Annotated in this window: 10 protein-coding genes; 4 read left to right on the top strand and 6 right to left on the bottom strand. The window is 57.6% G+C overall.

Annotation, left to right across the window (positions count from 1 at the left end; translation table 11 throughout):
• The first annotated feature begins 15 nt into the window (after window positions 1–15).
• The 3 genes from AC1DWA_RS29295 (at window position 16) to AC1DWA_RS29285 (ending at window position 2,184) form a co-directional block, all read left to right on the top strand.
• Window positions 16–774, top strand: coding sequence for an enoyl-CoA hydratase-related protein (locus tag AC1DWA_RS29295; protein ID WP_477847676.1), 759 nt, complete (start codon window positions 16–18; stop codon window positions 772–774).
• Between the two features lie 80 nt (window positions 775–854).
• A complete protein-coding gene (locus AC1DWA_RS29290; protein ID WP_477847674.1) occupies window positions 855–1,649 on the top strand; it encodes a citryl-CoA lyase in 795 nt (264 codons plus the stop codon).
• A gap of 106 nt (window positions 1,650–1,755) precedes the next feature.
• Complete coding sequence (locus AC1DWA_RS29285) at window positions 1,756–2,184, top strand: GlcG/HbpS family heme-binding protein (protein WP_477847672.1); 429 nt, start codon at window positions 1,756–1,758, stop codon at window positions 2,182–2,184.
• 1,153 nt (window positions 2,185–3,337) lie between these two features.
• On the opposite strand, the gene AC1DWA_RS29280 is transcribed toward AC1DWA_RS29285, so the two are convergent.
• The 5 genes from AC1DWA_RS29280 to AC1DWA_RS29260 form a co-directional block, all read right to left on the bottom strand.
• Window positions 3,338–3,985 (bottom strand): TetR/AcrR family transcriptional regulator, encoded by a 648-nt coding sequence (locus tag AC1DWA_RS29280; RefSeq protein ID WP_477847670.1) that lies wholly within the window; start codon window positions 3,983–3,985, stop codon window positions 3,338–3,340.
• A 748-nt stretch (window positions 3,986–4,733) separates the two neighbouring features.
• Window positions 4,734–6,101 carry an MFS transporter gene (locus AC1DWA_RS29275; RefSeq protein ID WP_477847668.1) on the bottom strand — a complete coding sequence of 456 codons (1,368 nt, stop codon included), beginning with the start codon at window positions 6,099–6,101 and terminating at the stop codon, window positions 4,734–4,736.
• A 103-nt stretch (window positions 6,102–6,204) separates the two neighbouring features.
• Window positions 6,205–7,344, bottom strand: coding sequence for an NDMA-dependent alcohol dehydrogenase (locus AC1DWA_RS29270; protein WP_477847666.1), 1,140 nt, complete (start codon window positions 7,342–7,344; stop codon window positions 6,205–6,207).
• 88 nt (window positions 7,345–7,432) lie between these two features.
• On the bottom strand, window positions 7,433–8,962 hold the full coding sequence (locus AC1DWA_RS29265) for an aldehyde dehydrogenase family protein (protein ID WP_477917387.1): 1,530 nt from the start codon (window positions 8,960–8,962) through the stop codon (window positions 7,433–7,435).
• 1,700 nt (window positions 8,963–10,662) lie between these two features.
• Window positions 10,663–11,484, bottom strand: coding sequence for an SDR family NAD(P)-dependent oxidoreductase (locus AC1DWA_RS29260; RefSeq protein ID WP_477847663.1), 822 nt, complete (start codon window positions 11,482–11,484; stop codon window positions 10,663–10,665).
• Between the two features lie 125 nt (window positions 11,485–11,609).
• Between AC1DWA_RS29260 and AC1DWA_RS29255 the strand changes: the two genes are divergently transcribed.
• Window positions 11,610–12,248, top strand: a complete 639-nt coding sequence (locus AC1DWA_RS29255) for a TetR/AcrR family transcriptional regulator (RefSeq protein ID WP_477847661.1) — start codon at window positions 11,610–11,612, stop codon at window positions 12,246–12,248.
• Between the two features lie 965 nt (window positions 12,249–13,213).
• Here the strand turns inward: AC1DWA_RS29255 and AC1DWA_RS29250 are convergent.
• Window positions 13,214–13,700, bottom strand: a 487-nt coding sequence (locus tag AC1DWA_RS29250; RefSeq protein WP_477917385.1) for a carbonic anhydrase, incomplete at its 5' end; no start/stop codon positions are given.

Below are 13,700 nucleotides of genomic sequence, written 5' to 3'. Positions count from 1 at the left end.
GAAGCGAGGAACACAATGGTTCATCTCGAAAAGCGAGACAAAGTTGCAATCCTGACCCTCGATCGTCCTGAAGTGCGGAACGCGATCGAACGCGCAGACGCTGAATTGATCGAAGCATTTATCGACGACGTCGAGAACGACGACTCAATTTGGGTCTCCATCATCACAGGCACAGGCTCAGTTTTCTGCTCGGGAGCGAATATCAAAGCTTTCGCCAACGGAGGGGGACCGCCGAGGACAGATCGCGGAGGTTTTGCTGGAATTGTTACCCGGTATCGCCACAAACCTCTCATCGCGGCAGTCAATGGTCCTGCGCTCGCGGGCGGCTGCGAGATAGCGCTCGCTTGCGATCTGGTGGTTGCATCCACGACTGCGTCCTTCGGTCTCACCGAGGTCAAGCGATCCCTCGTGGCAGCGGGAGGCGGACTCCACCTGCTTCCGCGCGCAGTGGCCAAAAACATTGCAATGGAAATGGCATTGACGGGTGATCCGATCGACGCTGCAAGAGCCCACCAAGCGGGTCTAGCCAACGAAGTGGTCGAACCAGCAGATCTTATGAATGCGGCGCTCTCGCTGGCTGAGCGTATCTGTGCGAATGCGCCACTTGCGGTGCGAGAAAGTCGCGATGTGCTGATCAACGGACTTCGCCTCGACGCCGAGCACACCATGGCCATCGCTGAAGAAAGTATGGACAGGATCCGCAAGACCGACGATTTCACCGAAGGCTCACGCGCGTTCTTCGAAAAGCGGCCTCCCGAGTGGCGTGCACGCTGAATAGCCATCTCAACGGACATTCTATTCCTGTCCGGTGAGGCTCGAACACATCCACCGGATTCAATTCCAAGGAGAACAGCATGACTACCGACCCCTATCTCACCAGCCTTGGCACGTCTGACCGAGACTCCATTCGGTTACTCGGTCAGGATCTTGCCACCGACTTGATGGGCACCGTGAACTTCGGCGATCTGGCCTACTGGCTGGTGACCTTGCACCCTCCAACACCGGAACAAAGCCGTTTGTTCAACGCAGTTTTGGTCGCACTCGCCGATCACGGTTTCACCCCACTGGCACTTGCCACCCGCCTGACGCTGCACAGCGCCCCGGAGTCGGTGCAAGGGGCGATGGCCGCCGGGCTGCTTGGCGGTGGGTCGAGACTACTCGGCGTCATTGAAGAAGCCGCGATATTCCTCGACGACGGTGTCTCAGATGCCGGCAACGATCCCGATTTTGACGCAATAGCTAGTGAACTGCTACGTGCTCAAGTGAGCAAAAAACGCGCAGTTCCAGGCTTAGGTCATCCATTGCATAAAGACGGCGACCCCCGCACTCCGGTTCTCTACAGCCTCGCCGAAGAAGTAGGGCTCGTCGGTCCGCACCTACGCTTGCTCACCGCGATTGGACGAACACACCCAGAAATTCTCGGTCGGACACTGCCGCTCAACGGTGCGGGCGTTTGTGGTGCGATCCTTGTCGATCTGGGAATTCCTCCGTCACTCGTCCGGGGCGTTGCGCTGGTCGCGCGCTCGGCGGGTCTACTGGGGCACATCGCTGAAGAGATGCGTCACCCTATTGCAGGCCGTCTCTATCACTCGGTAGAAAGCAATGCCGAGTACGTCGCCCCCGGCGCGGAAACGCGAAATCGAATCTAATTCGGGAGCGCTCGTTTTTGCCGGAAGAGCACCATCGGACGCTAAAGGTAACAGTGGCCGCACGTAGATTTTCTGATGCAGCCAGCTGGAGAAAAAGGAACAATATATGGGAATCGACCTTGAGACAGCACGCGCAATAATTTCCGGTGCACGTTTGGCGAGTGCAAGTTCTGAAGTCAAGCCGCTGGCCATCGTGGTACTTGACGCCGGAGGACACCTCGTCGCGGCCGAACGTGAAGACGGCGCGTCTATGAAACGGTTCGAAATTGCTCACGGAAAAGCATACGGCGCGCTTGCGCTCGGAGTGGGATCGAGAACGCTGATGGTTCGTGCGGAACAGCAACCTCACTTTGTATCTGCTGCCGCAGCGGCAATCGGAGGTGCACTCATCCCTGTCCCCGGAGGTGTGCTGATTCGTGATACAAGGGGGGCGCTAGTCGGTGCCATTGGCGTCTCAGGGGATACCTCGGAGAACGATGAGGAAATTGCTTTGAAGGGGATAGCCGCCGGGCATCTAATTTCCCAAGTTGATTGAGATTCAGACCTTTCGGACCGCCGTCATCGACGAAGGACCAATTGACGCGAACTCCAGACTGGGTGCTAATATCTGGAAACCTCGGTTTCGGAGAACAATGTGCGCCGCGTTTAAGGGATCCGCAGTCGATTTTTTGAAGCAGAAACGAAATCAACTGCAAATCCTAATTAGTCGCGTCTGTAGTTCTTTAAAATGCGGTTTGATATACCGCAGACAGGCGAATTGCGCGTCTGATCTTGTAGGACTGTGTGAGCATTGAATATAGAGTCGCCAGCCGACTGTGAATCGGTGCTCTCCTCGGGTGCGGCGCAGCGAGCACTAATATTCTTACTCGTCCATCAATGGGAGTCGAATATGTCGATCTTGGAAACTGATCTAGTATCGCGGCAACCGACAAATCGTGGTGTGCTCGCTACGACGTAGACGGGTTGGCGGACGCGGCCGACGATCCCCGATCCGGTCGGCCTCTCGTAGCCTTAGGTCATCGCGAGGTCGTCTACGCGATCTTGGATGTCGACTCCGAAGAAATGCGGTGTCACCCAGGGGAGTTCGCGGCTGAGCGATACACGTCGGGAGATCGGAACGATCCGCAAGGTCCGGGAACTGGCGGGTCAGACTCGAATACATACGAAGATGAGAGGTGCAGCTCCCAGCGGTTTGGCGCCTGGGACCGCAGGTCTCGCCGGACGAGATCACGGAGTTCATCGCCAGAAGAACTCCGTGGACGCAGTCGTTTGTCTCGGCGTAAACTGCCGAGCAGGTTCTCGCGAAACATTTACCGTAGAACTTCAAAAACGGGTCACCAGTCTATCTGAGATGGACGTTCCTGTTTCTGTTTTGGCTGGGATGCTGTGTCAGTCTAATGCATCTGCATGCGGAGTTGCCCGGGATTTAGTCGGACCTCAATACGGTTCCCACTTTGAGGAGAGGGTCTCCGCGCTGCCACGAATCCTCGCTGCGCTTAGGCAAAGCGAAATCAGAGAAAAGAATGTATGTGGTAGCTAAATATAAGAACTAGTATTCATATCTATTGGTTGAGAATTGCCGTCAGAAGCACTTCTGGCGAGGTTAATTTAAGAATATCGACCGAAAAATTTACGAACGCTGTCATTATGAGTGAGTATCGAAATCTTCCTCTCGACGTTAAACCGAACTAAGGGCATTCTACTTTGTTAGCGTAGATGCTGCGATACCAGATAAGGCCTACCGTGTCTGCTGCCTCATCTATCGTGGGTGCTTCTCCGCCGTGCCTCTCTGTTTCGACGTACCAATGGTAGGCGATCTGCTCCACCATTGTGGCTAGCGCAACGGCTGCATAATCTGGGTTTAGCGGAATTGTCGGTAAGTGTCGTCTTAGATACTTTTCTTTTCTTCGAAATGTTTTCTGCCTGAGATTCCACCACAATTGTGCACATTCAGGTACTGCGGCCGACATTTCAAGCAGGCCGGCGATCAGGTGGCGATTCTCGTAGTACGTTGTCAGGTATCTTCGCGATGATTCTCGCAGCGAAGCCAACCTGTCTCCCTTAATCCAGCTTCCATCAACAGCGGTGTAAAGATCCTCCACAAGTTCTTCAAGGATCTCAAGGAACAGTGTGTCCTTATTCTCGAAATACCGGTAAATTGCCCCAAGCGAGAGCGAACTGCGCTCGGCAATCTCCGCGACCGTTGCACCGAAGTATCCGCGCTCAGCAATAACATCCCGGGCGGCGACCATGATGCGGGCTCTGGTGAGTTGCCCCTTTTTGGTCGGTGCGGCCCTGGGTCTTGACTTCGAGACATCGACCACGAATGCGGCCATTGGCCAGCCCTCCATCCAGAACGCTACTATGATTTCATTTTCATGCTAGCAAAGATGCCTCCCGAATGCAGTTTGCTTCATTTGTAGTGAAGCGACCCGCCTGGCCGATCGTCCGCCAACCCCACGAATCCCTTTTTTGAACCGTGCCCGCCACTTGCGATTGCTCTGCGGCTGTGAGGGCAAGAGTCCTCTTTTCGTGTTCTTCGAGACGCCGGTGAGCCCAACACCGGCGCTTCTCCAAACCGGTTCCACATCCGCACCGCCACCATCGAAAGGCCGTCCCTGCGCATGTACTTCAATCCCGCGATGAACACGCCGGTATCTCCTGCCGCCGTGCGTCATTGATGTCGAGCTCGATCGGCCCAGCGCAAGAACAGTGAGATGCTTTCGGCATACGCCTTGGTCGTCGACTCCGCTCGCTCGCGCCCGAGCCGCAGCTCCCGCAGATAGCTTGTCCGCGGGTCGACTTCACCTCGTAGGCATCATCGACCACCGCCCAATACGCGCCGCCAGATGGCATCCGAATCCGAAGAGCTTCGCACACGTGCCGCCACTTCATCGATCGACAATGAACCACAAAGCAGCCCCCAAAAAACTGTCGTATAGGCGAGACCCACACAGTCTTGCCTATACGACGTCATGCCACAGCCTGAGAGCCCCCGAAGTAAGCGATGGCGCCGTCTTGTTCGCTTAGTTGGACATCGCAACTAGGATCTGCCGGGCGCGGTACCGTCAACGCAGTGAGTAGTCAGTCGCTGAGTCCGCAGGAGGCTCGGGATACCAAAGCCATCTTGTCGTGTTTTAGGTACCAACCGACGGTTTCACGGGTGAAGAGTGCGGTGAGTATCAAAGCGATGAGCATCAGACCTGCCAGGAAATAGAGGGCGTTGTTATAGCCGACCGGCGAATCGAATCCGCCGCCCATTCCGATCAGCCAGCCGATGACGTAGGGGCTGAATCCGCCGGCGTAGATTCCGATATTGACGATTGAACTCGCCACACCTGTGGAGCCATTTCCTGCCGAATCGAATGCAATGGCGTACACCAGTGTGTACGGAGCGTTCATCGCGAATCCGGCGAACAGTTGAATAGCAATGAGCGTTCCCAATCCTTGGTCGACGAACTGAAACAACAACATGTCGACTCCAATCCATCCAAGGACGATCATCAGGGACAGTTTGCGTCCGATTCGATCCGAGATCGCACCCCAGGCGATCTGGCCCAAGCCGCCGGTGATCGTGAACAATACGCTGTAGGCTGCGACTTCCGCGAAACTGAAGTTTGCAACAAAGGCTAAGTACTGTGGCAGCCAAAAGCTGAGGCCGAGATATCCAACGATCGCCAACATCGAGACTACAGCGATGACTCCGATATTCGGGTTGCGCAACGCCTCTCGAGGCGTGATCGCCTGCGCAGCTTCGCTTTCGGTGACAAAGGGAGGGGTTTGGTCGGCAGCGGCGATACCGTCGATGACCGCTTCGTAACGCCGTTTGGTGGCGAACCACCAATAGATGGTGAAGGCGATCGCCACGGGGATGGGGAAGTAGAGGAACACGACGCGCCAATTGTCGGATCCGTAGTGGGCCAGAATCGCGCTGACAGCAAACCCGCCAATCAGTGTTCCCCATGGGTAGCCGGTGTGATGAATTCCCAGTGCCATGCCCCGACGTTCCTTGGACCACCACTCGCCAGCGGAGGCGACCTCGATCGCCTCACCCGCCCCGCCGATCGCGTGCGAGAGGACCTGCAGAACGATAAGACCGCCAAGTGACGCAGTCAGAATATCGAAGCCAGTGAGGAAGGTGAATATGGTGTAACCGATCAGGATGGGGAGATGACGGTATTTGCGTCGCCAACCGTGCCCGCCCTTGTCTGCCCAAACCATCGCCGGGACGCAGATCAGGGTGGTCGACATCATGATCAGCGTGGTGACCAATCCCGCCGAGCTGGGACTGAGGTCGAACTCCTCGGTGATTGACGGAAGCACCATGTAGATCATTTGGCGGGAGATCGAGTCGAGGCCGTAGACCAACCACAGAAATATCAGGGAGAATGCCGAAATCGTCATTCCCCGGCGGACTCGGCTGCTGCGAGCTAATGCGGATGTGGATTCCATCGTCATGTACGTTTGCCTTTTCTCTCGGGGATGAGAACGCAGCAGCCCGTCGCGTGCTCATAGGGTTGTGGAGACGGCGCCTATGGGTTGTTCTCCGTCGCCGTTATGTCGAGATTTGATCAGCTTGTGAAGCTTGTTTGTGCACGATCAGTCCCCGAATGTTCTTGCCGTCCAGCATGTCCTGGTATCCCTGATTTACGTCTTCGAGGCGATACCTCGTAGTAACCAGCTCGTCGAGTTTGAGATTGCCGGTGTCGTAGAGGCGCAGCAACTTGACAATGTCGTACTGCGGATTTGCCGACCCGAAGAGCGAACCCTTGATGGTTTTCTCGTGCAACGTCAGATCCCAACCCGACAGGTGCACGGTCATCTTGTCCGGATTGGCCAACCCGGTAATGACCACGGTGCCACCTTTGCCGATCACGGCGGTTGCCGCGCTGACGACATCCTCGTCGACCGTACCGACGAGGATAAGAGCCTGGTCTGCGCCCTGGCCCCAGGTCAGCTCATTGACCTTCTCGGCGGCGCTGACAGCGTCGGCGAAGGCGTGGGTGGCGCCGAATTTCAGGGCGGTCTCACGCTTGAATGCGACCGGATCCACTACAACGACATGCTTCGCTCCAGCGCTGACGGCGCCCTGGACAGCATTGATACCAAGTCCGCCGATGCCGTAGATAACGACGGTGTCGCCGGTGCGGACTCCGCCCGTATATACCGCTGTTCCCCACCCCGTGGGAACTCCGCAACCGACAAGCGCTGCCGTTTCCAGCGGTATCCAGTCGTCCACTTTGACCACCGAGTACTGGGAGATAGTTGCCCGTTCCGCGAAAGTGCCTAGCATGCATGATGCGCCGAAATCTATTCCGCCGGAATGAAACTTGAATGACCCGTCGGGCATGCAGCCCTCCATGATCGTGGCACCCATGTCGCAGAGGCTCTGACGGCCGGTGGCGCAGTACCGACACGTGCCGCAGTTCGGAATGAAGCTGCACACCACGTGATCGCCGGGTTTGACCCTTGTGACTCCGGGTCCGACCTCTTCGATGATTCCCGACCCTTCATGCCCGGCGACGATAGGAAAGCGCGGTTTTAGGCCGCCGTCACTGAGATGCAGGTCGGAGTGGCACAACCCGGCGGCGACGTATTTGATGAGTACCTCACCGGGACCGGGTCCGTCGAGGTTCAGCTCCATGATTTCGAACGGTTTGCCGGCCTCGAGCAGGACCGCGGCTGTGGTTTTCATGTTTCTCTCCTTGAGCTCTGATGGTCGAGTTGGGTTCTTATGTATGGCGGAGCAAACGGCCATTCGTAGCTCGACCGGTAACACGTGATTACTGCCGAACTTCGTCTATCCGCCGTCWGTCAGTTCGGATGAAGAAGGCGGGGGAGGGGTCGTTGACCAACGTGATCGACTTGAGATGGGTATACATGTTGAGCGTTTCGGCACAGTATTCGCTGCCGATGCCGCTTTCCTTGTGTCCCCCGAATGGGGATCCATCGATCATGTTGAAGTACTTGTTAATCCATACTGAGCCAGCTTCGAGAGCATCGGCGGTTTTCATCGCGTTCCCGATGTTGCTGGTGTAAAGACCCGCCGCGAGCCCATAGCGCACCCCGTTGGCTTCCCTCACCATGGTGTCGTGGTCGTTCCACCGGATCACCGACAACACCGGGCCGAAGATCTCCTCCTGGGCGATCCTCGAGGAATTGTCGGTGACGAAGATTGTAGGCTTGACGAAGTAGCCGAACTCGTTGCCAGGCACGACCGCCCGTTCGCCGCCGATCAAGAGTTCCGCACTTTCGCCCTTGCCGATTTCGACGTATCTCAGTACCCGTTCGCCTTGTTCGGAGGACACCAAGCAGCTCACCACCGTGGCTGGGTCGAGCGGCGCGCCGACAACAATGCGCTCGAATCCGGCGACAAGCTTCGGCACGAAGGTGTCGAAAATGTCGTCATGCACGAATAATCGGGTACCGGCGAGACACGATTGGCCGTTGTTGTGCGCAACCGCGAACGCCACATTGTCGACGATTGCGTCGAAGTCGGTGACGTCGGGGAAAACGATGTTGGGGCTCTTCCCCCCCAGTTCGAGTGAAACTGGGACCAATCGGTCCGCACCGGCTCGAGCCACCACGCGCCCGACTTCGGTACTTCCGGTGAAAGCGAGCTTTTTCACGTCTGGGTGCGCCGTGAGCGCCACACCGGCTTCCTCTCCCAGACCTGGGACGATGTTGACAACGCCCGGAGGGAAGATGTCACTGATGATCGCGCCGAGTTCGAGGGTTGACAGTGTGGCGTTCTCGTCGGGTTTGAGTACGACGGTATTGCCGGCGGCGAGCGCGGGAGCCATCTTAAAGGCTGCCATAATCGCAGGTGCGTTCCACGGGATGATCTGGCCGACTACGCCGATCGGCTCGCGTTTAGTGATTGCTACGCCATTCGGAACGGAGCGATTCCAGCCAGTGTGGGTCAGCGCCGCTGCCGCGAAAAATCGGTACTGATCTGCGGCCCTAGCGTGGTCGATCACTGTTTCCCCGAGATGGCGGCCGATATCGAGGGAGTCGATGAGGGCCAGTCGGTCAATGTTGGCATCGATCGCGGCGGCGAGTTGCACCAACATCGCCGACCGTTCCTCGACCGGGGTCACAGACCAGGCAGGGAAGGCTGCCCGGGCGGCGGCAACGGCCTCGGCGATATCTTCTTTCGACCCGCGCGTGACGTCGGCGAGATGCTCGCCGGTTGCAGGATTGGTTGCAGCGAAGGTCGCGGTGGTTGCTGAAGCGAAACGACCACCAATCAGCGGCTGGTAGCGCTCCGCGAGTCCAACTTCTGTCCCCACGGGTTCTTTGAATATCGTCATGTGAGTGTTCCATTCTGCGCGGGTTCCCAAGGGCCTGCTTCTGATTCGTGATCTGACGATGCGATGTATGGCGCACTGCATGCTTCGTTCTCGGTGTTGTGACCGGGCGCGGATATTCATATCTGGCGCGCTGGTAGTGAAGTCCCGACCCTTCGATTGAAGCGTGGCGAACATCACAAGTAAATGTGATTTCACTATTTCTACTAGCTGGTCTTCTCTGCGTCAAGGGCGCTCAGGATTCGCTAGCTGATCGACGGCGCGTTAATGGCGAGCTGCCGTGTCGGGAACTTTCCGCGTCAGGGGAATAGAGGCTCGATGACAATGGGCCTGTTGGAGCGGGTCGAGGTTGCGAGCGCCTGGGCACAGGGGGCGCCGATTCGACGTTCGATCCCCGTGATTATTTTCAGTCATGGATTGCTGGCGCGCTTCGGTGCATACGACTGTTCGCTGGGCCGCCATGCTCCGCTCATTGTTAGAGTCGGGTCGTGGTGCTCCAGGCTGTGGGACGCTGATTGCTGACGCAATCGCGAGCGATTCGGAGCCATCGGAGTTTCTTGGGCATGCATCCGATTCTTTGAAACACGTTGGCTTCCAGGATGGCTGACGTGTGCCACTAATATACTAGCGGCTGGATTGCACAACGCGGGTGATCGCCGACCGACTCTGGCTATTGCTGAGGGCATTCGATTGTTTCGCCGGCGTGGGAGTGTCGGTCCGTCGAAGGCAACCAACCAGGCGCACGACAGTTGTGGAGCGGGGGACCGAAAGGCTATTCCAAGAAACGTGGCTTGATGGGCTATCAACACGCTCCGGTGCCGGTGCCGGTGCCGGTGCCGGTGCCGGTCCCGCGATCGCCAGAGGATGAGTCTGTCTGCCCGGCGGAGGGCGTACGGGGTGCCGCCGCACAGTCCTACACGACCGCCAACGATATTGGGCATTCCGAATCAAGCGGTTGTGCAATAGCGCTCATGTCATGGCTACCGCACGGCAGTGAAACCCGGGCACTTACAGTTTCTGTGCGCACCCTCTGCGAGCCAGGCGATTCAATCTACTCGACGTCTAGCTCTCGGAACTTGCGGGACGGAGTTCTCGATGCTGGCCGTTCGTTCCGCATTGTCCGCGCAAGTTAATCGACTTCAGGGTGCGCTACTCGTGTCTGGATGCTCTCGACGGTCGAGACTTCTCTGGGCTCGGTTCGAACTAACCGAAAGAGTCAATATGTTCCATATCGGCTGCGCAGCAATGGCATTCGAATAGGAAGAACGATAGAGTGGCGAGCTCGGTGAGTCGCAAGCACTGCAACGACGAAACAATCCCGTCCGGGTTCTTCCACGATGCGTATGCGTCAGAATGCTCCACATCCGTCGTCAATCGTCGACGATAACGATCAGAACGAGGAATCACGATAGGTCTGATTGCTGATCCCAGCAGTGGACTCGAAGGCAAATCCGTTGTCAACTCCCGCGTTGAGGTGTTGGTGTCGCCAATCGCCAGTCGGTTGACGCCAGGAGTGGCGTGCGTTATTGCGACTTCCCTCCGGGCAGACTCGCGACTTCGGGGACTGAGCCAAATTCGAAATTCGAGGACGGTAGCGGGCCCGGTGCTCGGTGAGCAACATTGGCGAGTGAGGGTCCGCCACTGCCTGACGCTGGGATGTATCGAGTTTTCACTGATAACGGGCATGACGTCGCTCGTCGCGTCTACGGTTCGGTCGGTCTCGATACCAACGCTCTCACTGCCGGGTGCCGACGTACGATCTTTTCGTATATTCCGACGGATGCGCGAGTGCTGAAAAGGGCACCGGCAAGCCAATTCGGCGCGCTTACCGACAATGAGCGGCGGTTGATCCCGTCGACGATTGCCTGACCCGCCTTTCCTACGGAGGTAGGTCGCCCGATGAAGCTGGGCATTGCTGCCCAGACGTCGGATACGTGTGCGATGGCGTCACTTGCCATGGGCGTGTCGATAACGCCGAAGTATGCGACGCCGACATCGATACCCGACGTGGCCATTTCGAGGCGCAGGCTGCGGGCGAATCCGTCGACCGCGTGCTTGCTCGCTGCATACGAGGCGATGGTTGGCACTGGAACGAGCCCCGCAATCGAGGAAACACAAAGAATGTAGCCGTTGGACTCGGTTAGATGCGGAAGTGCCGCGTGCACGGTGTGGAAGACGCCGAGAACGTTCACATCGAGTATTCGCTTGAACTGCGCCGAGTTTGACTCGGCCACTGTGGCTGAGGGATCCATAACTCCGGCGTTAGCGACGACGGCATCCAATCGACCAAAGTGCCGTCGAGCCGCCTCGACGGCGCAATTGATTTGAATCTCATCGGTCACATCCGCCACGAACGCTCTCGCGTCGGGGCCCAGTTTAAGGGCGAGTTGGTTCACCGTGTCGGCGACCTGGTCGACGAGCGCCACCTGGGCCCCGCGAGCGATCAGTCTGCATGCTGCATCGGCGCCGATGCCTTGGCCTGCACCTGTAATGAGGACAACTTTGCCTGTCATCTGATCAACCACCACGACTCCTTGTGCCGGCCTGGACTGTGCCTGAGCGGCAAGTCGGTGACTTGGAGTCAAGTCGACCACATGACGACTGTCAAGTCAGTGACTTGTCAGTGTGGGTGTGCTGACATGATGGAGTGATGGTGAAGGCGCATAGAGCAGAAACGACGACGGCAGGCGCAAGGACTGGCGGAAGTGTCTTTGAGGTGCGGGAGGCGATTCTGAATGCGGCGGTCTCGGCGATGGAAAAACACGGGTACGCGGGCACTTCGGTGCGGGAGGTTGCGAGGCGCGCGGGGGTCAGCCAAGGCGCCCTGCAGCATCATTTTCCAACCAAGACCGCACTGGTGGAGAGTGCGTTGCTGACACTGACAGCTCAGCTATATGAGAAAGCGGTACAACAGTCTATAGCTCTTCCCGTGGGGGGGCCGGAGCGTTGCTCGGCGGTTCTCGACGCTCTGTGGCAGATGCATAATCTCCCCATCGCTCATGTGATCACCGAGTTAATCGTTGCTGCGCGAACTGACACCGAGTTGAATCGGAGCGTGGCTGGCGGTGTCAAGAATGCGCACGAGCTGACGATCGCCATGACTGCGCGGATCCTGCCGGAGCTTTCTGATAGATCAGACTTCGCCGATTGGATTCTCGCGTGCGTGGCAACTATGCGTGGGTTGGCCGTTTTGGCTTCGCTGGATTTTGGGCCGCGCAAAGTCGTCGACTGGCCCCGGACGAGAGAGATTCTGCTCGAAGTGGTCTCGGATCAGTGGTCGACGAGTTGACCTAAACTTGCCGTGGCAAGAAAGGCTCGAATATGTATCGAGTCTTGGGCCTGGAGGTTGGTTGCGCAGCATGCTTCTGCCGATGGTTGTCGACGCCTATGTATCAGGCGAGTGGAGTCAGCCCGACGCCGCCGGTGGATACTATGGGGTGGTGGCTCGGGTCTCGACTTTTTCGCGCCCGCGTATTCAGATGCTGCGGGAACCGTCACAGAATAGAGTTCTCGCGCTCGTCTTTGAGAAAACCGAGCGTTCACACTGGGCATTGCATAACTTTGCGTCCAGGCACGACTACGGACTGCCTCGAAGACACATCGCCGATGTAGTGAAGTAGGCATCTTCATGATCGAAGGTCGAGCTCATCACGAAGTAGTTCGGCTCATCCACTTTCAGGGGTCGTGGGCGAAGTCCTCTGCGCTGAAACAGTTAATCTCGTCGATATCGATGAGAAGTCGGATGTCGTCAGGGCGGTGGTGCGCCAAGGCGGTGTTCGGATCCCCGTGGTGTAAATCGTCAGTTGAATTCGTTGCATCACAATCGATTTGGTCCAACGTCAGTTGTGGCCGAACGTACCCGCTACGCGTATCTACATCGCAAACATGGGGTCGAGCGTGCCGCGCGTACCCTGTCTTTGTCCTTTGTTGGACTGCTCCCTTCCGGATTGGCGACGAGGCGGCCGCGGCCGACCTGCTCTGTTGACGTTGAAGTCGAAGACTTGATCAGTCCACGCGTTCGCTCGGGACAGACGCGTTCCCCTTCGCGGTCGGCGAGTAGTGGCAGGGGTGCTGAACGATTACCTTCGCTCCGAGTCGGGCGAGCTAGCGTTGCGGTTGTCGGGAAAGAGCTTTGATGGCAGATTGTCAAACCGATTTGGCATGTGTTGGGAATATCTAATTCATGATTTCAGTGCCTTCAGTTTTTCCGTGCCTGGTCGAACTCAGGGATCAGCCCGGACCCGAATAGCGCCTTCAGGTCTCGATCAACTCGCCGATCCCTGACGCTGTCACTTCGATGACCCGAGCCGAGCCGATGTCGAAGAACAGTCCGGCGATATGGAGGCGACCGTCCACGCGGGCCTGACCGACCAGAGGATGGCGTTCGAGAGTCTGCAATTGGACTGCAACGTTGACCATTCCGAGCTGATCGACCTCCGAGAAACCTGCCTCGGCCGCAGCACGCGCGACCGGATGGCCACTCGTATATGCCTGCAGACTCGTCTCCGCATGCCGCAGCCATTCCCCGACAACTCCCGCTTCCGACGAACTGTTCGTCAGGAGTGCCTGCATCGCGCCGCAGCCCGAATGTCCGCACACGATCACCGAACTGACACCCAACTCGTCGATCCCGAAGGCCAGTGCCGCTTCCACCGACGTATCGCGGCCGCCGGCAGGAACCAAGTTTCCGACGTTGCGCACAGTGAACAGGTCACCTGGGCCACTGCTCGTGATGATTGAT

The organism is Rhodococcus sp. P4_F3_2, assembly GCF_056401335.1.
The sequence above is the reverse complement of the archived record's forward strand: the minus strand, read 5'-3'. Positions and strand labels throughout refer to the sequence as shown.